The sequence below is a fragment of the Streptomyces sp. TBY4 genome, from assembly GCF_024213195.1.
Taxonomy (GTDB): domain Bacteria; phylum Actinomycetota; class Actinomycetes; order Streptomycetales; family Streptomycetaceae; genus Streptomyces.
Map to the genome: position 1 here is coordinate 711580 of NZ_JANAVF010000001.1, position 18162 is coordinate 729741.

The 18162-nt window shown below is 74.8% G+C and carries 20 protein-coding genes; 8 read left to right on the forward strand and 12 right to left on the reverse strand.

Annotation, left to right across the window (positions count from 1 at the left end; translation table 11 throughout):
* Positions 1-12: 12 nt before the first annotated feature.
* Complete coding sequence (locus tag NLX94_RS03325; protein WP_254381013.1) at positions 13-417, reverse strand: hypothetical protein; 405 nt, start codon at positions 415-417, stop codon at positions 13-15.
* A 135-nt stretch (positions 418-552) separates the two neighbouring features.
* On the opposite strand from NLX94_RS03325, the gene NLX94_RS03330 reads away from it, so the two are divergent.
* Positions 553-1335 (forward strand): MBL fold metallo-hydrolase, encoded by a 783-nt coding sequence (locus NLX94_RS03330; RefSeq protein ID WP_254381014.1) that lies wholly within the window; start codon positions 553-555, stop codon positions 1333-1335.
* Positions 1336-1340: 5 nt separating this feature from the next.
* Entirely contained in the window at positions 1341-1964 is a 624-nt protein-coding gene (locus NLX94_RS03335; protein WP_254381225.1) for a DedA family protein, read from the forward strand.
* Positions 1965-2107: 143 nt separating this feature from the next.
* Here the strand turns inward: NLX94_RS03335 and NLX94_RS03340 are convergent, their stop codons facing one another.
* From NLX94_RS03340 to NLX94_RS03350, 3 genes are all read right to left on the reverse strand, one after another.
* Positions 2108-3202, reverse strand: a complete 1095-nt coding sequence (locus tag NLX94_RS03340; RefSeq protein ID WP_254381015.1) for an MBL fold metallo-hydrolase — start codon at positions 3200-3202, stop codon at positions 2108-2110.
* Positions 3203-3245: 43 nt separating this feature from the next.
* Entirely contained in the window at positions 3246-4496 is a 1251-nt protein-coding gene (locus NLX94_RS03345) for an aminotransferase class I/II-fold pyridoxal phosphate-dependent enzyme (RefSeq protein ID WP_254381226.1), read from the reverse strand.
* A gap of 134 nt (positions 4497-4630) precedes the next feature.
* Complete coding sequence (locus tag NLX94_RS03350) at positions 4631-5203, reverse strand: TIGR03086 family metal-binding protein (protein ID WP_254381016.1); 573 nt, start codon at positions 5201-5203, stop codon at positions 4631-4633.
* Between the two features lie 193 nt (positions 5204-5396).
* On the opposite strand from NLX94_RS03350, the gene NLX94_RS03355 reads away from it, so the two are divergent.
* The gene (locus NLX94_RS03355) at positions 5397-6233 is read left to right on the forward strand and encodes a class I SAM-dependent methyltransferase (protein ID WP_254381017.1); all 837 of its coding nucleotides are present in this window, start codon (positions 5397-5399) and stop codon (positions 6231-6233) included.
* Positions 6234-6251: 18 nt separating this feature from the next.
* On the opposite strand, the gene NLX94_RS03360 is transcribed toward NLX94_RS03355, so the two are convergent.
* On the reverse strand, positions 6252-7049 hold the full coding sequence (locus NLX94_RS03360) for an SGNH/GDSL hydrolase family protein (RefSeq protein WP_254381018.1): 798 nt from the start codon (positions 7047-7049) through the stop codon (positions 6252-6254).
* Complete coding sequence (locus NLX94_RS03365) at positions 7036-7605, reverse strand: PadR family transcriptional regulator (RefSeq protein ID WP_254381019.1); 570 nt, start codon at positions 7603-7605, stop codon at positions 7036-7038. Before NLX94_RS03365 ends, NLX94_RS03360 begins: the two co-directional genes overlap by 14 nt.
* A gap of 114 nt (positions 7606-7719) precedes the next feature.
* Here NLX94_RS03365 and NLX94_RS03370 point away from each other — a divergent pair, with 114 nt between their 5' ends.
* From NLX94_RS03370 to NLX94_RS03380, 3 genes are read left to right on the forward strand one after another with little or no spacing between them, the layout of a single operon-like run.
* Complete coding sequence (locus NLX94_RS03370; RefSeq protein ID WP_254381020.1) at positions 7720-8166, forward strand: nuclear transport factor 2 family protein; 447 nt, start codon at positions 7720-7722, stop codon at positions 8164-8166.
* Between the two features lie 32 nt (positions 8167-8198).
* Positions 8199-8996, forward strand: a complete 798-nt coding sequence (locus NLX94_RS03375; RefSeq protein ID WP_254381021.1) for a thymidylate synthase — start codon at positions 8199-8201, stop codon at positions 8994-8996.
* A 29-nt stretch (positions 8997-9025) separates the two neighbouring features.
* Positions 9026-9556 (forward strand): dihydrofolate reductase, encoded by a 531-nt coding sequence (locus NLX94_RS03380; RefSeq protein WP_254381227.1) that lies wholly within the window; start codon positions 9026-9028, stop codon positions 9554-9556.
* A gap of 23 nt (positions 9557-9579) precedes the next feature.
* On the opposite strand, the gene NLX94_RS03385 is transcribed toward NLX94_RS03380, so the two are convergent.
* On the reverse strand, positions 9580-11583 hold the full coding sequence (locus tag NLX94_RS03385; RefSeq protein ID WP_254381022.1) for a DUF5107 domain-containing protein: 2004 nt from the start codon (positions 11581-11583) through the stop codon (positions 9580-9582).
* A 113-nt stretch (positions 11584-11696) separates the two neighbouring features.
* Here NLX94_RS03385 and NLX94_RS03390 point away from each other — a divergent pair, with 113 nt between their 5' ends.
* The gene (locus tag NLX94_RS03390; protein WP_374683891.1) at positions 11697-12248 is read left to right on the forward strand and encodes a DinB family protein; all 552 of its coding nucleotides are present in this window, start codon (positions 11697-11699) and stop codon (positions 12246-12248) included.
* A gap of 59 nt (positions 12249-12307) precedes the next feature.
* Here the strand turns inward: NLX94_RS03390 and NLX94_RS03395 are convergent, their stop codons facing one another.
* The gene (locus tag NLX94_RS03395) at positions 12308-13207 is read right to left on the reverse strand and encodes an arginase family protein (protein WP_254381023.1); all 900 of its coding nucleotides are present in this window, start codon (positions 13205-13207) and stop codon (positions 12308-12310) included.
* A gap of 4 nt (positions 13208-13211) precedes the next feature.
* A complete protein-coding gene (locus tag NLX94_RS03400) occupies positions 13212-13781 on the reverse strand; it encodes a GNAT family N-acetyltransferase (protein WP_254381024.1) in 570 nt (189 codons plus the stop codon).
* A 40-nt stretch (positions 13782-13821) separates the two neighbouring features.
* Here NLX94_RS03400 and NLX94_RS03405 point away from each other — a divergent pair, with 40 nt between their 5' ends.
* Positions 13822-14523, forward strand: a complete 702-nt coding sequence (locus NLX94_RS03405) for a hypothetical protein (protein WP_374683896.1) — start codon at positions 13822-13824, stop codon at positions 14521-14523.
* A 6-nt stretch (positions 14524-14529) separates the two neighbouring features.
* Here the strand turns inward: NLX94_RS03405 and NLX94_RS03410 are convergent, their stop codons facing one another.
* The 3 genes from NLX94_RS03410 to NLX94_RS03420 are packed head-to-tail and all read right to left on the reverse strand — an operon-like array spanning position 14530 to position 18161.
* On the reverse strand, positions 14530-14766 hold the full coding sequence (locus NLX94_RS03410) for a LapA family protein (RefSeq protein WP_254381026.1): 237 nt from the start codon (positions 14764-14766) through the stop codon (positions 14530-14532).
* Between the two features lie 33 nt (positions 14767-14799).
* Positions 14800-16815 carry a prolyl oligopeptidase family serine peptidase gene (locus tag NLX94_RS03415; protein WP_254381027.1) on the reverse strand — a complete coding sequence of 672 codons (2016 nt, stop codon included), beginning with the start codon at positions 16813-16815 and terminating at the stop codon, positions 14800-14802.
* Complete coding sequence (locus NLX94_RS03420) at positions 16812-18161, reverse strand: M20/M25/M40 family metallo-hydrolase (RefSeq protein ID WP_374683897.1); 1350 nt, start codon at positions 18159-18161, stop codon at positions 16812-16814. Before NLX94_RS03420 ends, NLX94_RS03415 begins: the two co-directional genes overlap by 4 nt.
* Position 18162 lies beyond the last annotated feature (1 nt).

The window sequence follows — 18162 nt, forward strand, 5'->3', positions numbered from 1 at the left end:
ACGTGCTGCGGTCTACGTGCCGTCGTATCCGGCGGTGGGCATGGAGAGCCGGCGGTGCACCTCGGCCTTCATCGCGGAGGTGTAGCGCGGCTCGTCGAGACCGGCGGTTTCCAGCCGTACGCCGCGCCGCTCGCACTCCGCGGTGAACTCCCCCACGGAGCGCAGCGCCCGAGTCAGCACCCGGTGGTTGGCGGTCACGAACAGGTCGACGCGGCCGGCGTCGATGTCGTTCCACAGGCCGCAGTGGTCGGCGCGCAGCCCGTAGACGAACAGCTGGCGGGTCACGACGTATCCCCGGTCGGCCGCCCAGCGGGCGCACATGGCGTGCTGGCTCCGGGTGTCGACGGCGAAGGGATCCGTGTCCAGGTCCTCCAGCGGGGCCAGGCTGGCGATCGCGGCCACGCGCAGCTCATCCATGCCGCCCGACCCTACTCCGATCCGCCGCCGGGGAGGAGGGGGCGTGAAGGCCCGTTTTGCCGGGGGCGGTACCCCGGTTCCGGGCGGTTCGGGCGGGCAGCCTTTAGGCTCGGACGGGACGAGGGAGGGGGGCCGGTGGAGATCACTTGGTGGGGCCACGCCACGTGCACGGTCGAGGACTCCGGCGTCCGGCTGCTCACGGACCCGCTCTTCGCACGCCGGCTCGCCCACCTGCGCCGCCGTCGCGGGGCCGTGCCCCCGCCGGAGGCGGCGGTCGCCGACGCGGTGCTCGTCTCGCACCTGCACGCAGACCACCTGCACCTGCCCTCGCTGGCGCGCCTCGCGCGCGGGACCCGGCTGCTGGTGCCCCGCGGGGCGCCGGGCGCGGTGCCGGGGCTGGCGCGGACGGCCGGGGCGCGGGGGCTGGCGGTCACGGAGGTGGCGCCGGGCGACACGGTCGCCGTGGGGGACGGCGTACGGGGCGGCGTACGGGTCCGGGTGGTCAGCGCGCGGCACGACGGACGGCGGCTGCCGTTCGGACCGCGGCTCGCCCCTGCGCTGGGGTACGTGATCGAGGGCTCCTCGCGGACCTACTTCGCCGGGGACACGGGCCTGTTCGACTCCATGGCCGAGGAGGTCGGGCCTGTGGACGTGGCCCTGCTGCCGGTCGGCGGCTGGGGGCCCAACCTGGGGCCCGGGCACCTGGACGCGGCGGCCGCCGCGCGGGCGCTGGCCCTGCTGGCACCGGCCGCGGCGGTCCCGGTGCACTGGGGCACGTACTGGCCGATCGGGATGGACGCGGTGCGGCCGCACGAGTTCCACGCGCCGGGCGAGGAGTTCGTACGGTGTGCCCGGCGGGAGGCGCCGAAGGTGTCGGTCCGGGTGCCGGCGCACGGCGAGCGGGTGCGGCTGCCGTGAGGGCCCTGTCACAGCTCGCGGAGGCGGCGGCGCAGGTCCCGCCGGAATCCACCCAGCAGGCGGTCGGCCTCCCGACCCTCTTCGTGCTGGTGGCGCTGGGCGCGCTGGTGCCGGTGATCCCCACGGGGGCGCTGGTCAGTTCGGCGGCGGTGGTGGCATTCCACCAGGAGTCCCTGCCCTTCGGGCTGCTGCTGGTGTTCGGGGTGTCCGCGCTGGCCGCGTTCGCCGGGGACATGGCGTTGTACTGGCTGGGCCGGCGCGGGGTGCGCTCGCGGAACGGGTCGCGCTGGCTGGAGGCCCTGCGGCGGCGGGCGACCCCGGAACGGCTGGCCCAGGCGCAGCGCAAGCTCGACGAGAACGGGGTGCTCGTCCTGGTGGTCTCCCGCCTCCTCCCGGGCGGCCGCATCCCCGTGATGCTCGCCTGCCTCCTCGCGGAGCTCCCCCTGCGCCGCTTCGCCCGCGGCGACGGCCCCGCGTGCCTCGCCTGGGCGGCGACCTACGGTCTGATCGGCATCGTGGGCGGCTCCCTCTTCGCGGAACCCTGGAAGGGCGTAGCCCTGGCGGTGGCCCTCACGATCCTCATCAGCGCAGCCCCGACCCTGTGGCGCCGCCTCCACCCGGGCAACTGACCCGGAAATCCAGCCCCTCCGGCGTTTGAGGAGCGGGGTCTGGGGCGGAGCCCCAGAAGGGGTCCGGGCAGAGCCCGGGGAACGGTGGAAGGGCGGGTCGGGGACAGCCCCGCAGGGCCCACGCCCCCGTAGCCGTCCGGCGGCTACAGCGCTCGGGACGCCCCGACCGGCAGGTCCCACAGGTGCTCCCGGGGCAGCCCGGTACGGGCCCACGCGGCCCGCACCCGCTGCAGCGGCTCCATCACCGGCTCCGCCGACAGCACGAAGGTCCCCCAGTGCATGGGAGCCATCCGCCGCGCCCCCAGGTCCAGACAGGCCCGCACCGCCTCCTCCGGATCCGCGTGCACGTCCCGCAGCCACCACCGCGGCGCGTACGCCCCGATCGGGAGCAGCGCGAGATCGATGCCGGGGTGCCGCCGCCCGATCTCCCCGAACCAGTGCCCGTAGCCCGTGTCCCCCGCGAAGTAGACCTTCTTCTCCTCGCTGCCGCCTCCGAGCACACTGAGCATCCAGCCGCCCCACAGCGTCCGGCACGCATCCGTCAGCGATCTCTTCGACCAGTGGTGCGCCGGCACGAACTCGAACCGTACGCCGCCCAGTTCGGCCGCCTCCCACCAGTCGAGTTCGGTGACCGCGGTGAACCCGCGCCGCCGGCACCACCGCGCGAGCCCCGCCGGCACGAAGAGCGGCGTCGCGCGCGGGAGGCGTTTGAGGGTGGGGGCGTCGAGGTGGTCGTAGTGGTTGTGGCTGATCACCACGGCGTCGACGGGCGGGAGGTCCTCCCAGCGCACGCCGACGGGGGTCATCCGGGCCGGGGTGCCGAGGATCCGCCGGGACCAGACCGGGTCGGTCAGTACGGTGAGCCCGCCGATCCGCAGGATCCAGCTGGCGTGCCCGGCCCAGGTGACGGACACCGCCCCGGCGGGCACGGGGGGCAGCGGGGCCGGCGCGTACGGCAGGTCGGGAATGCCGCGCAGTCCTTCGGCGCCGGGCCGGAAGGCACCCTCGCGGGCGAGCCGGGCGAAGGCCCGCACCCCGGGCAGCGGGGTGGTCAGCCGGTCCGCGAACGAGCGCGGCCACAGCCGGTGTTCGCCCAGCGGCCGCGGCCGCGCACGCCGCACGCCGGCACCCGCACCGGTACCGGCACCCGTACCCGCACCGACCCGCACGGCCGCCGCGGGGACGTCCGGGCCCGCCCCGGCCCGGGAGGCCGAGGGGGCGTCCGTCTGATCCCTCATCGAGAAGTCTCCGTTCACCGGCGGCAGTCGGGGGTTTCAGGGGTCAGTCGGACAGCGCGGCCAGCACCGACCGGAGGCGGGCCAGGGAGTCCCGTACGTGGGGCAGGGCGAGGGGGTCGGCCGCAGTGAGGGCCGCGAGCTGTTCCTCCGGGGTGGCGCCCAGCAGCGGTCCGGTCGACAGCCGGACCCGCGGGGCGACGGGCTCGTCGGCGAACCGCTGCCCGCCGGGCGTGGGCGCGCCGAGCCGTCCGCCGAGCCAGTCCTCCAGTTCCATCGCGTCGCCGATGCCCTGCCGGGCGAGCCCGGAGCGCAGCGGGGTCAGATCGGCGTAGAGGTGGCGGCCGGCCTGCGGGGGCCGGGCCAGCGCCCCGGCGGCCAGGAGTTCCCGGTGGGCGGCCCGGGCCACCGCGCCGTGCAGGGCGGCCGCCGCGGCGGCGCGGCCCGCGACGGCGGCGGGCTCGTCGAGGGCGTGCGCGGCGGCCCCGGCGACGGGGCCCGCGACGAGCCCGCCGGTGGCGGTGAGCACGTCCAGGGTCCGGGCGCGCAGCCAGGTGCCGTGCGGGGTGCCGGGGAAGCGGACGACGGCGGCGGGCCAGCCCGCGGGCAGCAGGGCGCCGGAGAGGTCCAGGAGCACCGCGGTGTCGTCCGGCAGCATTTCGGCGGGGCTGAGCACGACGAGCCGGTCGTGCTCGTGGGCGCCGGGGAGCCCCCGGGCCGGCCGGTGGACGGTGTCGCGCCAGGTCTCGTCGCTGACGACGAACAGCCCGGCCGAGGCGGCGGCCTCGCAGGCCTCGCGGAGCAGTTCGGGCGGCGGGACGGTGGCGGTCGGGTCGTCGGCCACGGACAGCAGCAGCACCCGCGGGTCGCCGCCCTCGGCGCGGACCCGGCGCACGGTCTCCAGCAGGGCGTACGGGTCGGGTACGCCACCGCACTCGGCCGGAGTCGGCACGTGGTAGGCCCGCCGTCCCAGCAGCCGGACCTGCGGAGTCCACCAGGCGGGACACGGCCGGGGCAGCATGACGTCGCCGCCGTACGCGCCGAGCAGGGCCAGCAGCAGGGCGGGCGCGCCGGGTCCGGCGGCCACGTGGTCGGGGTCGGTGGCCAGCCCGCGCCTCCCCCAGTGCCGGGCCGCTGCGGCCCGTACGGGCACCCCTCCGCCAGCCGGTTCGGCGGCCGAACGCCAGGCGGCGGCCGCCAGGACGGCCGTGAGCTCGGGCAGCACGGGCAGGCCCGGCTGGGGTGCGGGCGGACCGTAGCGGACCTGGCCCCGGCCCTCGGCCGTCGTGCGCTGGATCCCCGACACCGCGCGCCACCTCTCCCTGCCGTCCCCGCGCTCCCGACCATGCCTTTATACGGTTATTCGTCCGGGATCGCCCGTTATGGACGGCAGGGCCGGGGACCGGCACCGGCACCGGCACCGCAACCTCGTCAGCCGCCCCTTCCCAGCAGCGCGAGCAGCCGGGTCTGGGCGTCCGCCCCGGCCGGCACCTCCAGCAGAGCCGCGTACATGCCGCTCGCGGCCAGGCCGTCGGCGTAGGGCATGACCTCCTGGAGGGAGAACTCCACGAGGTCGTCCGGCAGCCGGTCGTCGGCGCCGATGCCCCGCGCCAGGTCCCAGGTGTGGACCACGCAGTCGGCGGTCAGCTCCGAGCAGTACGCCGACCCGAGCGCGGGCCCGTAGGAGAGCCGGACGGTGCGGTCCAAGGCCCCGGGGACCTCGAACGCGATGTGCGCGGCGGCCGAGGCCTCGTCCCAGGCGGCGGCCGGATCCGTGCCGAGGACGTCTCCGTTGAAGGTGCTGCCGATGTCCTCGACCGTGCGGCCGTCGGTGACCAGGGGCGGTATCCACAGCTGTTCGGCGGTGACGTGGTTGACCAGGTCGCGCACGCTCCATTCGCTGCAGGGCGTCGGCGCGTCCCACTGCGCGTCCGAGACCGCGTGCACGTACTGGCCGAAGAGCCGCAGCGCCTCGGCGTGCCGCTCCAGAAGGAGGTCCGACATGGATCCCACCGCCCTTCGCTCCCCCGGATTCACTGTCCTCGCCCGCTCCTGCACCTGCCACCCGCTCGGCCAACCTCCTTGGTGCACAAGGATCGTGTCCACATGTCAAAACACATATCTCAGATGACGAACTGATCCTTTACGGTGAGATCAACGCTTCGACAGCACTTCGACGACGAAGGAGCCAGGTCCCATGAACACCGCAGACGCCACGGAGCCCGCGCACGAGACCGCGGTCTACACCCACGGACACCACGAGTCGGTGCTGCGCTCGCACCGCTGGCGCACCGCCGAGAACTCCGCCGCGTACCTGATCGGCGCGCTGCGCCCGGGCATGGCCGTCCTGGACGTGGGCTGCGGCCCGGGCACGATCACGGCGGACCTGGCGGAGCTGGTGGGGCCGCAGGGCCGGGTCACGGCGGTGGACGCGGCGCGGGACGTGGTCGACCAGGCCGCCGCGTACGCGAAGGAACGCGGCCTGACCACCATCGAGTTCGCCACGGCCGACGTCCACGCACTGGACTTCCCGGACGACTCCTTCGACGTGGTCCACGCCCACCAGGTGCTGCAGCACGTGGGCGATCCGGTCCAGGCCCTGCGCGAGATGCGCCGGGTCTGCCGGCCGGGCGGGATCGTCGCGGCGCGCGACGCGGACTACGCGGCGATGACCTGGTACCCATCGACTCCGGGGCTGGAGGAATGGCTGGACCTGTACCGGAGGGTGGCCCGCGCCAACGGCGGCGAGCCGGACGCCGGACGCCGCCTGCGCGCGTGGGCGCGGGCGGCCGGCTTCACGGACGTGACCTGTACGGCGACCTCGTGGTGCTACGCGACCGAGGAGGAGGTTGCCTGGTGGTCCACGCTGTGGGCGGACCGTACGACGGCCTCCTCCTACGCCGGGATCGCGACCGGCGGCGGACACGCCACGCAGGCGCAGCTGTCGGCCGCCGCGGAGGCCTGGCACGCCTGGGGTGCGGAGCCGGACGCCTGGTTCTCGGTGCTGCACGGCGAGATCATCTGCCGCCCCTGACCCCGGCGGGTGCGGCCGTCAGGCCGCCAGGCGTACGGGGAGCAGCTCGGGCCGCTTGGCCGTGCGGCCGTCTCCGGAGGAGCGTCCGCGCAGCCGCCGCCCGATCCAGGGCCCGGCGAAGCCCACGGCCCACCGCAGCTCCCCGGCGACGCCCCGCAGGCCCGCCGGGGCGGCGGGCGCCGGGCCGGGCAGCGGGCGGGTCCACGCGTCGTCGCTGCCGGGGAGCCCCAGGGCGTGCGCGACACCGGCGGCGATCATCGCGTGGCCGGACGGCGCGGCGTGCAGCCGGTCCGCGCTCCACATCCGGGGGTCGGTGGAGGCCTCGTGGCGGGCGAAGTCGGCGACGGCCACTCCGTGCCGCCCGGCCGCCCGCCGGATCCGCTCGTTGAGCGCGGTGACGCGCGGGGCGGCCCCCTTGGCGAGCGGGACGAGCTTCGCGATGTCGGGGAAGGTGACGGTGGCGACGCGGGCCCCCTGTGCGGTGAGCGCGGCGAACATCGCCTCCAGGTGCCCGGCGACCTCGTCGGCGTCGAACCGGGGCCGCAGCACGTCGTTGACCCCGGCGACCACGGTGGCCAGGTCGGGCCGGAGGGCGAGGGCCGGCTCGAGCTGCCCCTCGCGGACCCCTGCCGCGAGGCGGCCCCGCACGGCCAGGTTGGCGTAGAGCACCTCGGGCTGGTGCACCGCTATCAGCTCGGCGAGCCGGTCGGCGCACCCGCGCAGCCCGGTGCGGTCGTCCCCGTCGCCCACGCCCTCGCTCTGGCTGTCGCCGAGCGCCACGTACCGGGTCGGCCACCGCCGCTCACTGCTCTCCACGGGATGCCCGCCTTTCGTTCAGAATGATCGTCGTGCGCTCGTACCAGGCCCGGTTGGCCCGCTCGAACTCCAGGCCGCGCAGGCAGGTGAGGTAGGGGCCGATCCGTGCGCCGTGGAGCAGGAACTCCTCCTCCGTGCGCTCGCCGCGCATCGACCGCAGCAGCTTCTCGAAGAGCTCCGCCTTGGCCGTCGCGAAGGCGGTCCGCTCCGCGAGCTGCGCGATCAGCCCCTCGGTGTCGACGTACTCGGCCGCCTGGACCTTCACGAGCAGGTCGTCGCGGATGACGCAGGGCTTGGTCTCGGCGGCGGTGAAGCGCTCCAGCTCGGCCAGTCCGGCGTCGGTGACCCGGAACAGCCGCTTGTTCGGCCGGGTGTCCTGGACCACCTCGCGGCCCGCGAGCAAGCCCTCCCGTTCCAGCCGGGCCAGCTCGGTGTAGAGCTGCTGGGGCAGGGCGTGCCAGAAGTTGGCCACGCCCGTGCCGAAGGCCTTGGCCAGCTGGTAGCCGCTCAGCTCCTCGTCGAGCAGCGCCGCCAGTACGGCGTGGCGCAGAGCCATCCTCCGGTCTCCTCTCCCTCTTCCTCTTCGTCGCCCTCTTCCTCTTCCTCAGGGCGCCGGGCCATGATAGTCAAGAAAGTGAGTAATCACATCGGTGACTATCGAGGAGTCCTCATGAGTACCGCCACCAGCACGGCCGACCGCTTCCGCGCCGCCGTCGCAGGCCAGGACCTCGCCGCCCTGGAGGCCCTGTTCACCGAGGACGTCCGGCTCAACAGCCCGGTGAAGTCGAAGCCCTTCGAGGGCAGGCCCGCCGTACTGGCCCTCTTCCGCGTCCTGCTGCGCACCTTCGAGGGCTTCCACTACGTCGGCCACTTCGACGGCAGCGTCCAGTCCGCCGGGGTCCCGTTCGGGGCGGAGGGAGCCGAGGCACCGGCGACCGTGCTGCCGTTCCGGACCACCGTGGGCGACCGGCAGGTGCACGGCATCGACATGCTGCACCTCACGCCCGAGGGCCTGATCGATGAGATCACCGTGATGATCCGCCCCCAGACGGCGGTCGTGGCCGTCGGCGAGGCGGTCCTGGCCGGGCTGATCGCCGACGGCCTGGTCACCGGCTGAACGCCCCGCCCGGCCCAGTAGACTCGGTGCCCGTGGCGGATACCCAGTACGAAGACCTGTTGAAGCTGGTGCTCACCTCGGGGACGGCGAAGGCCGACCGGACGGGCACCGGCACCCGGAGTGTCTTCGGGCACCAACTGCGTTACGACCTCTCGCAGGGGTTTCCCCTGGTCACCACCAAGAAGGTGCACCTCAAGTCGATCGTGTACGAGCTGCTGTGGTTCCTGCGCGGCGAGTCCAACGTCGGCTGGCTGCGGGAGCACGGCGTCACGATCTGGGACGAGTGGGCCGACGAGAACGGCGACCTCGGCCCGGTCTACGGCGCGCAGTGGCGCTCCTGGCCCACCCCGGACGGGCAGCACATCGACCAGATCACCGAGGTCCTGGACACGCTGCGCCGCGATCCGGACTCCCGCCGGATGATCGTGTCGGCCTGGAACGTCTCCGAGCTGTCCAAAATGGCGCTCGCCCCGTGCCACGCCTTCTTCCAGTTCTACGTGGCCGACGGGAAGCTCTCCTGCCAGCTGTACCAGCGCAGCGCGGACCTGTTCCTCGGCGTGCCGTTCAACATCGCCAGCTACGCCCTGCTCACCCACATGGTGGCCCAGCAGGCCGGCCTGGAGCCGGGCGACTTCATCTGGACGGGCGGTGACTGCCACATCTACGACAACCACGTCGAGCAGGTGACCGAGCAGATCTCGCGCACCCCGTTCGAGTTCCCCGAGCTGAAGCTGCACCGGGCCGACTCGCTCTTCGACTACGCCTACTCCGACGTGAAGGTGGCCGGCTACCACCACCACCCGGCCATCAAGGCCCCGGTCGCGGTATGAGCACGGACACGGCCTCCGAGGGCACGGCCATGGACGTCGGGCTGATCTGGGCGCAGAGTTCCGACGGCGTGATCGGCGCGGACAACGGGATCCCCTGGCGGCTGCCCGAGGACATGGCCCACTTCAAGGCCACCACCCTCGGCCATCCGGTGGTGATGGGCCGCAAGACCTGGGATTCGCTGCCGGCGCGGTTCCGCCCGCTGGCCGGGCGCCGCAACATCGTGGTGACCCGTGATCCCGCATGGGCCGCGGAGGGCGCGGAGCGCGCCGGGTCCATCGACGAGGCCCTGGACATCGCGGCGGCGGGGCCGGCCGGGCAGCAGCCCGAGTCGCCCGCCCCCGCCCCCTCCCCCGCCGCGTGCTGGGTGATCGGCGGCGGAGAGGTCTACCGGGCCGCGCTGGCCCACGCCGTCATGCTCTCGGTGACCGAGGTCGACACGAAGGTGGTCGGTGACACCCACGCCCCGGAGCTGGACCCGGCGTGGACCGTCGCCGAGGACGGCGGCTGGCAGTCCTCGGTGACCGGCCTGCGCTACCGCATCCGCACCTACAGCAGGTAGCCGGCCCGGGCCGGCCAGGCCCTCTAGGAGCGCCCGCCGACCGGGGAGCCGGCCGGCAGGTCCGCGGGCGGGCGCATCCGGAAGTTGTACGGGGCCGGCAGCGGGCAGTCCGTCAGGGCGGCCCAGACCTCTGAGAGGGTCTCCTCGCCCTCGCGGAGGTCGGGCAGTTCGAAGCCCTCCTCGAAGACCCGCCGGGCCGCGCGCACATGGCCCTCCGCCGCGAGCAGCCGGGCCGCCGACAGCCGGAAGCGGCCCTCCTCGCGCAGGGCGGGGCGCAGCCGTTCCCACACCGAGCGGGCCTGCGGCAGGAGCCCGGCCGCCAGCAGGGACGCCAGTGCCTCCCGGCCGAGCGCCGATTCGGCGGCCAGCCAGCCCGCGCCGCCCCGGCTCTCCTGGGCCAGGTCCTCGAAGGCCTCGGCGTACCAGCGGGCCGCCCGGGCCGGGTCGCCGGCCAGGTCGTCGGCGACCGCCAGGCATCTCAGCAGCGGCCATCGCGAGGGGGCCAGCGCCAGCCCGCGCTCCCAGCTGCGCACCGCCTGGGCGATGTCCCCGGCGTGCCACTGGGCAACCCCGAGGTGGTACTCGGTCAGCGGGTCCGCCGGGGCCGTCTCCAGCATGTCCCGCCAGTGCGGGGCGACCAGGCTCGGGCCGGGCGGGGCCGCCCTGCGCGGGGCGGGGAAGACCCCGGTGCGCCACAGCTCCAGCCAGGGGGCCTGCTCCTCTTCGAGGGTGTCCTCGGTGAAGGGGGTGCCGGGCAGTTCGTGGCCCCCGCACAGCACCTCCAGGGCGCCCCAGCCGGAGCCGGCCGCCAGCCGCTCCCCCGGCTCGGTGTCGGCGCACCCGCGCCACGCCTCGTAGGCCGCGTCCACGTCCGGGGCGGGCAGCGCGGACTCCAGTGCCGTCCCCGCCGCGGCGCGGGCCGCCGCCCAGTCCTCGCCGTGCACGGCGACCGGGTCGGCGGACAGGGCCCCGTAGGCCTCCAGCCAGCTGAACTCCGCCCCGGCCTCCAGCCGTACGTGCTCCAGCTGGGTCCGGGCGAGCCCGGCCTGGATCTCCGCGTACCCGCCGGTGCCGGGCTCGGTCAGCCACTCCTGCCAGCGCCGGCCGCCCTCGCCCGCACCCCAGACGAAGAGCTTGCGGCCGCGCAGCCGGGCCGTCGAGGTCTGGACGAGTCCGCGCCCGTCGGCGTCGAGGGAGGCGATCCAGGGCCGGGTGCCGTCCTCGACCTGGTAGAAGAAGTCGGCGGGGTACGTGCTGCGCAGCGGGTAGGTGCGGTCCACGCCCTCCCATCCGGGGACGGGGACGCGGCGCAGGGAGCGCTCGTACCCGAAGTGCCAGGCCTCGTCGGCCGGGGCCAGGACCCGGGTGCCCGCGTCCTCGGGAACGGCGATGTTGGACCACCAGTAGACGGGTGCGGGCCGCTCGTGCGGATTGCGCACGCGGACGCCGACGTAGAGGAACTCCGAGTCCTCCGGCAGCCACAGGTCCACCTGGAAGGGCAGGTCGCGCAGCCGCTCCCACTCCCAGAGCCGCACCATGACTCCCCCGTCGGGCGCCGGGACGAGCGCGGCGTGCAAGGGGGCGCAGGAGAGGGCTGTGTGGCCGGTGGCGCCGAGGTTCCACTCGATGCCGCCGGAGAACCAGGCGCCGTTCAGCGCGAAGTTCGCGGGCTGGAACACCGGGTTGCGGTAGAGCAGTTCGCGTCCGCTGGGGAGGTGGACGAGCGAATGGATCCGGCCACCGAGTCCGGGCAGGACGGTGGCGCGCAGATGCGCGTTCTCGATCACGATCGTCTCGAAGTCCCGCTCGGTGCGGCGGCGTTGATAGCCGTCCCGGATCCGGACGGGCAGCAGCGAGCGCAGCGGCTCGTACCCGATCTGGCGTGCCATGTCGCGCGGCAGGCCCTCGCGGGAGCGCTCGTCCAGCGTGTGCACCCCGCCGGAGTCGCGGAGGGCGGGCAGCGGGTTCTCGGGACCCAACGGGGCCGCGGGCAGGGTCAGTACGGAGCGGCGGACGGTGGTGGCCATGAGGGAAATGGAACACGCCAGGGCGGCCGGTGCACAGGGATTCGGCGGATCGCCACCGGTCAGGATTACGCAAAGCCTGGCGGGGCGTGGGCCGGTGATCGACAATGAGGGCCATGAGCGTACGGAGCAGACGGGGACAGCTGTTCGGCGGGGACGCGACGGAGAGCCGGATCACCGCACATGTGAACGCCGGCGAACGGGACATGCTCACGGGGATGCTGGCCGCGCAGCGCGCGACGCTGGAGCTCAAATGCTCTGGTTTGGGCGTGGAGTTGGCCGAGCGTTCGGTGGAGCCGTCCACGCTGTCGCTCCTCGGACTGGTGCGTCACCTCGCGGACGTGGAGCGCCGCTGGTTCCGGCGGGTGCTGGCCGCGCAGGACGCCCCGGCCCTGTTCTCCTCGGCGGACGATCCCGACGGCGACTTCGACGGGGCGGTGTCGGATCCCGCGGTGGCCGAGCGGGCGTGGGAGGCGTGGCGGGCGGAGGTGGCCTTCGCCGAGCGGTTCACGGAGTCGGCGCCCGACCTGGAGGTGTCCGGGAAGGACGGGTGGCTGGGCGAGGTCCCGCTGCGCTGGGTCCTGGTCCACATGATCGAGGAGTACGCGCGCCACAACGGCCACGCGGACCTGCTGCGTGAGCGCATCGACGGCGCGATCGGGGTCTGACGCCGATCGCGACCGCCGGTCCGCCGGGCATGGCCGCCGGTCCGGGCCGCCGGTCCGGCCTACGCGAAGGCTCCCGCCACCAGGTCCGCGAGCAGGGCTCCGGCCCGCCCGTCCGGGTCCAGGTCCGGGTCGTAGATGGTGACGTTGAGTCCGACGCAGCGCGGGGAGCTGATCAGCACGCCGAGCAGTTCGGCGAGTTCGTCGGGGATCAGGCCGCCGGGGTCCGGGCTGTCGACGGCCGGCATCACGGACGGGTCCAGTACGTCGGCGTCCAGGTGGACCCAGAACCCGGCGGTGGCGGGCGGCTGGAGTCCCGTGAGGGCGGTACGGGCCACCGGTCCGGCGCCGCGGTCGCGGATCGCCCCCACGGTGGCGGCGAAGATCCCTGCGGCGCGCAGTTCGGGCAGGTCGGGGTCCCCGTCGCGCAGCCCGAAGAGCCGGACGTCCTCGTCGCGCACGTAGGGCCCGAGGCCCTCCAGGTCCGCGAGGTCCGCCTGGCCGCGGCCGGTGGCGAGCGCCAGTTCCTCCCCGCCGGCCGCGCCGACGGGCCCGTTGACGGCCTCGTTGCCGGGGTGGCGGAAGTCGGCGGAGCCGTCGATCGCGGCGATGCCGTACCGCCCGAGGCGCCGCATGGCCAGGGAGGCGCCCAGCTGGATGGAGCAGTCGCCGCCGAGCACGACGGGGAACTCCCCGGAGCGCAGGTGGTCCTCGATCCGGTCGGCCAGGGCGACGGTGTACGCGGCGAGGGGCCCGGCGTGGAACACCCCGTCGCCCTCCTTCCAGTCGCCGCGGTCGTAGCGCGGCGGGACGACGACCCCGCCCTCGCGGGCGCCGAGGCGGGCCAGCAGGCCCTGTTCGCGCAGGGCCCCGGCCAGTTTGTACACGCCGGGCACGGCCCCCGGGGCGGGTGGCCGCAGCCCGAGGTTGGACGGTGCGTCGAGGAGCACGAGGGTTCGCATGGACTCATCCTGTGCGATGCGGGGCCCCGGTACGAGGCATTTCGGCCGTGACGGCCCAGCGTTCGTGGTCCCGCCAGGCGCCGTCGACGTGGAGGAACTCCGGCGAGAGTCCCTCCAGCCGGAAGCCGAGCCCCCTGACGAGGGCGATCGAGGCGGTGTTGCCCGGCTGGACATTGGCTTCCAGGCGGTGCAGTGCGAGCCCGCCGGCCGCGAAGGCGTGCCCGAGGACCAGCTCGAGCGCCTCCCGCATGAGCCCCCGGCCCGCCGCGTGCGCGAAGGCCCCGTACCCGAGCGCGCCGCAGCGGAAGGCGCCCCGCACGATGTTGTTGACGTTCACGAACCCGGCGACGGCCCCGGTCCCGCGCTCGCACACGAGGAACCCGGCGCGGTCCTCGCCCGCGGCGAGGCGGGCCGCCCAGGGCTCGTACTCCTCCAAGGTGGCGGGCGGGAACAGCCACGGGCGGTGGAGCCCCCGGCTCTCCCGTGCCCGTGCGGTGAACTCGGGCCCGTCCGCGGGACGGTAGGGCCGGAGTCCTACCCGGGCGCCCTGCGCAAGGTACGGAAAATACTGCATCGCCCCAGGCTAGGACCTATGGCACGATCCCGGTGTGATCATCACCCCGAACACCGAAGAGCTGCTCCGCGCGGCCGCGTACAACAACGCCGCGTGGTGCGCCGCGGTCAGCCGCGACGGCGGCTTCACCGACGGGGCCTGGAGCAGCCCGCGCCGGACCCCGCTCTACTACCCGGACGCCGTGACCCTCACCCGGGACACGGACACGGCCGCCCTGCTCGCCGGGATCGACACCGGCGCGCCGCACGCCTCCGTCAAGGACAGCTTCGCCGTGCTCGACCTGGCTCCGGCCGGTTTCGAGGTCCTCTTCGGCGCCGAGTGGATCCACCGCCCGGCCTCCGCGCCCGGCGCCGCCGCCCCGGCCCTGGAATGGAGCCGGGTCTCCGGCCCCGCGGAGCTGGAGGCATGGGAGACGGCCTGGGACGGCGAGGAGAGCACCGGCCTGTTCCACCCGGAGCTGCTCACCGAGGAGATCGCCTTCCTCGCGGGGCGCGACCCCGGGGGACGCATCCTCGCCGGAGCCGCCGCCAACCGCACCGGCGGGGTGGTCGGCATCTCCAACGTGTTCAGCGCCGACGGCACCCCGGAGGACGAGGCCTGGGCGGGCGCCCTCGCCCTGACCGCCTCGCTCTGGCCCGGCCTGGCCCTCGTCGGCTACGAGTCGGGGGACGACCTCGCCGCGGCGCTGCGCCACGGCTTCACGGCCATCGGGCCGCTCCGCGTCTGGCTCCACCAGGGCTGACGGGCGTCACCTGCGCCGTCGGGCGGCGAAGTAGGCACCGCATAGTCCGCCCAGCACCGCCGCGATCAGCAGGGCGACGTAGAGCGGCATCGTCACCTGCGGGATCAGCAGCCGGATCTTGGTGGGGCGGGTGTTCTCGAAGATGAACACCAGGGTGAGCACCGCGAGCGCGGCGATGCCCGCGCGCCCCGGGGTGATCTGCGGACGGCCCTTGCCGCGGCCCTTGGACGTGTGGGAGCTCATGGTCCCATCGTCCGGCCGCGGCGGCCCCGGGGCTCAGTCGGACAGGGCCAGACGGGGGACGTCCTCCCGCTCGAACCCGAACACCTGCGCGTACAGCGACAGCTCCGCCTCCAGGGCCCGGACCATCGTGTCCGCGCGCCGGAAGCCGTGCCCCTCGCCCTCGAACGCGACGTACGCGTGCGGCACGGACCGCCCGCGCATCGCGGCCAGCAGCCGCTCCGCCTGCGCGGGCGGGCAGACCGGGTCGTCCAGGCCCTGGAGCAGCACGAACGGGGCGGTGATCCGGTCGGCGCGGGCCACCGGGGAGCGCTCGCGGCTGCGCAGGGCGAGGGTCTGCGGGGGGCCGGCGAGGCCGTCGATGTAGCGGGACTCCAGGTCGTGGGTCTCGGCGGCGAAGCCGGCCAGGTCCAGGACCGGGTAGATGATCGCCGCGCACGCGTACAGGTCGGTGGAGGCCAGCGAGGCCGCGGCCGTCCAGCCGCCCGCGCTGCCGCCCCGGATCGCGAGCCGGTCCGGGTCGGCGGTGCCCTCGGCGGCCAGGGCCCGCGCCACGGCAGCGCAGTCCTCGACGTCGACGACGCCCCACTGTTCGCGCAGCCGCTCCCGGTAGGCGCGCCCGTAGCCGGTGGATCCGCCGTAGTTGACCTCGACGACGCCGATGCCGCGGGAGGTGAAGTAGGCGATGTGCAGGTCGAGTACGGGGGGCACGTGGTCGGTGGGTCCGCCGTGCGCCCACACCACGTACGGGGGCAGCTCCTCGGCCCGGGCCCGCAGCAAGGGGTGGTGTGGCGGGTAGACGTGGGCGTGGATCTCCCGGCCGCCGCGGCCGGAGAAGGTCCTGCTCTGCGGCTCGGGGTAGTAGGCGGGATCCGCCTCCTCCTCCCCGGCTTCCCCCTGGGAGCCGCGGCCCCCCACCACCCGGGCGTGCCCGGTGGCCGTGTCCAGCTCCACCACCTCGTACGCGCTGCGCGGGCTGGCCGCGACGCCGTAGACCCGGCTGCCGCTGACGGCGAGCGTGGGCTGCCAGGCCGTCCACGGGCCGGCCGCGTCGACCAGGTCCCCGCTCTCCGGGTCGAGCACGCCGAGCACCGAGGAGCCCCGGCCGTGCAGGACGGCGACGAGGCCGTCGGGGAGCGCCGCGATCCAGCGCAGCCCGGGCTTCCACAGCGGCCCGCCGAACTCCTCTTCCCTGGGGCAGAGGTTGACCGGCTCGCCCGTCTCCCGGTCCACCCGGTACGGGTTCCACCAGCCGCCCCGGTCGCTCACCGCGAGGAGGCTTCCGCCGGTGCTCCACTCGACCTGCGCGACGGCCTCGCCGGGTCCGCCGAGCACGGTACGGGGCTCCGCGAGCCGGCCGTCCGGGGTGACCTCGGCGAGCCGCAGCTCGGTGCCGTCCCACGGCATCCGGGGGTGGTCCCACACCAGCCAGGCGGCCTGCCCGCCGTCCGGGGAAATTCGGGGCCCGGTGCTGAACCGGTACCGGTCGTCGGTCAACTCCCGTACCAGGGACCGGTTTTCCACCGCCGACCCGTCCAGCGGTACGGCGGCCAGTACGCGGCGCACATCGGTCGGCGCGGTTCCGGTGAACTCCTCGAGCACGCACCAGACTTCACCGTCCCGCAGCACCGGGTCGGCCCAGCGCAGCCCGCCGCCGACCGCCGAGACGGGGGTCAGCGCCCGCGGCGCAGGGCTGCCGGGCGCGTCGGGCTCGTACGCGTAGAGCCGCTGGTCGGCGAAGTGGACGAAGACCACCAGCGGTCCGCCCAGGGGGCGTTCGCGGCCCGCCCAGGGCAGGCCGCCGTACTCGGTGACCCTGCTGCGCACGTTCCACGGCGCGGGCAGCGCGCAGACCGCGGGCCCGCCGTCCGCGGGCCGCCGGACCAGGGCGCGGCGGCCGCCTTCGGCCGGCCGGGGCACCGTCCACCACACCTCGGCGCCGACCGCGCCGACGTACTCGGGCCTCCCGTCGAGGGAGGCGGCGAGCGCGGCGCCGATCGGCGAGGGCCAGCTGCCGTAGGGGGCGGTGCCGTCGCCGCGCGGGGTCTTCACAGGGTGCGCAGGGCGCGGTCGAGGACGCGGACCCCGAAGTGCAGGGCGTCGACGGGCACCCGCTCGTCGACTCCGTGAAAGAGGGACCAGTAGTCGAAGCCGGGGGGCAGCTTGAGCGGGGAGAAGCCGTAGCCGGTGATGCCGAGCCGGGAGAACTGCTTGGCGTCGGTGCCGCCCGCCATGCAGAAGGGCACCACGCGCCCCTCGGGGTCGAAGGTCTCCACGGACTCGCGCAGGATCCCGTAGGTCCGCCCGTCCACGGGGGCTTCGAGGGCCACCTCCCGGTGGTGGAACTCCCAGTGCACGTCGGGGCCGGTGAGCTCGTCGAGGGTGGCGGTGAACTCGGCCTCGCCGCCGGGCAGCATCCGGCCGTCCACGTACGCGGTGGCGCTGCCCGGGATGACGTTGAGCTTGTAACCGGCGCTGAGCATGGTCGGGTTGGCGCTGTTGCGGACGGTCGCCTCGACGAGGGCGGCGGCCGGGCCGAGCTTGTGCAGGACCGCGTCCAGGTCGAAGCCGGGGGCGCGCGGGTTGACCGACATCCCCTGGAGCGCGGCGAGTTCGGTGATGCAGGCGGTCACGGTGTCGGTCAGCCGGACCGGCCATTCGTGCTCGCCGATGCGGGCGACGGCGGCGGCGAGCCGGCTCACCGCGTTGGCCCGGTTGGGCTTGGAGCCGTGTCCCGCGGTGCCGGTCGCGGTCAGCTTCAGCCAGGCGGTGCCGCGTTCGCCGGCGGCGATCGGGTAGAGGGCCTGTCCGGGGGCGGCGTGCACGGTGAAGGCCCCGGATTCGCTGATGCCCTCGGTGCAGCCCTCGAAGAGCTCCGGGTGGTGGTCGGCGAGGAAGCCCGAGCCGTCGATCGCGCTGTCCTCCTCGTCGGCGGTGTAGGCGATCACGATGTCCCGCCGCGGTTGGACGCCCGCCCGCGCCCAGGCCCGTACGACGGCCAGCACCATCGCGTCCATGTTCTTCATGTCGACGGCGCCGCGCCCCCAGACCACGCCGTCCCGGACCTCCCCGGAGAAGGGGTCCACGCTCCAGTCGGCGGCCTCGGCCGGGACCACGTCGAGGTGGCCGTGGACCAGGAGGGCGGGGGCGGTGGGGTCGGTGCCGGGGATCCGGGCCACCACGTTGGTGCGGCCCGGGGTGCGCTCCAGCAGCGCGGGCTGCAGACCGATGTCCGCCAGCCGCTCTGCGACGTACTCGGCGGCCGGGCGCTCCCGGCAGTCCCCGCCGCCGCGGTTGGTGGTGTCGATGCGGATCAGGCCGGAGGTGAACTCGACGGCCTCGTCGAGCGCCACCCGGTCCACGGGGGTGACGGGGGCGTTCCCGCCCGGCTCGGTCATG

Coding starts and splice junctions, on each gene's coding strand:
- NLX94_RS03325 (WP_254381013.1), bottom strand. CDS start 417: ATGGATGAGCTGCGCGTGGCCGCGATCGCCAGCCTGGCCCCGCTGGAG.
- NLX94_RS03340 (WP_254381015.1), bottom strand. CDS start 3,202: ATGAGGGATCAGACGGACGCCCCCTCGGCCTCCCGGGCCGGGGCGGGC.
- NLX94_RS03350 (WP_254381016.1), bottom strand. CDS start 5,203: ATGTCGGACCTCCTTCTGGAGCGGCACGCCGAGGCGCTGCGGCTCTTC.
- NLX94_RS03355 (WP_254381017.1), top strand. CDS start 5,397: ATGAACACCGCAGACGCCACGGAGCCCGCGCACGAGACCGCGGTCTAC.
- NLX94_RS03365 (WP_254381019.1), bottom strand. CDS start 7,605: ATGGCTCTGCGCCACGCCGTACTGGCGGCGCTGCTCGACGAGGAGCTG.
- NLX94_RS03370 (WP_254381020.1), top strand. CDS start 7,720: ATGAGTACCGCCACCAGCACGGCCGACCGCTTCCGCGCCGCCGTCGCA.
- NLX94_RS03380 (WP_254381227.1), top strand. CDS start 9,026: ATGGACGTCGGGCTGATCTGGGCGCAGAGTTCCGACGGCGTGATCGGC.
- NLX94_RS03385 (WP_254381022.1), bottom strand. CDS start 11,583: ATGGCCACCACCGTCCGCCGCTCCGTACTGACCCTGCCCGCGGCCCCG.
- NLX94_RS03390 (WP_374683891.1), top strand. CDS start 11,697: ATGAGCGTACGGAGCAGACGGGGACAGCTGTTCGGCGGGGACGCGACG.
- NLX94_RS03395 (WP_254381023.1), bottom strand. CDS start 13,207: ATGCGAACCCTCGTGCTCCTCGACGCACCGTCCAACCTCGGGCTGCGG.
- NLX94_RS03400 (WP_254381024.1), bottom strand. CDS start 13,781: ATGCAGTATTTTCCGTACCTTGCGCAGGGCGCCCGGGTAGGACTCCGG.
- NLX94_RS03410 (WP_254381026.1), bottom strand. CDS start 14,766: ATGAGCTCCCACACGTCCAAGGGCCGCGGCAAGGGCCGTCCGCAGATC.
- NLX94_RS03420 (WP_374683897.1), bottom strand. CDS start 18,161: ATGACCGAGCCGGGCGGGAACGCCCCCGTCACCCCCGTGGACCGGGTG.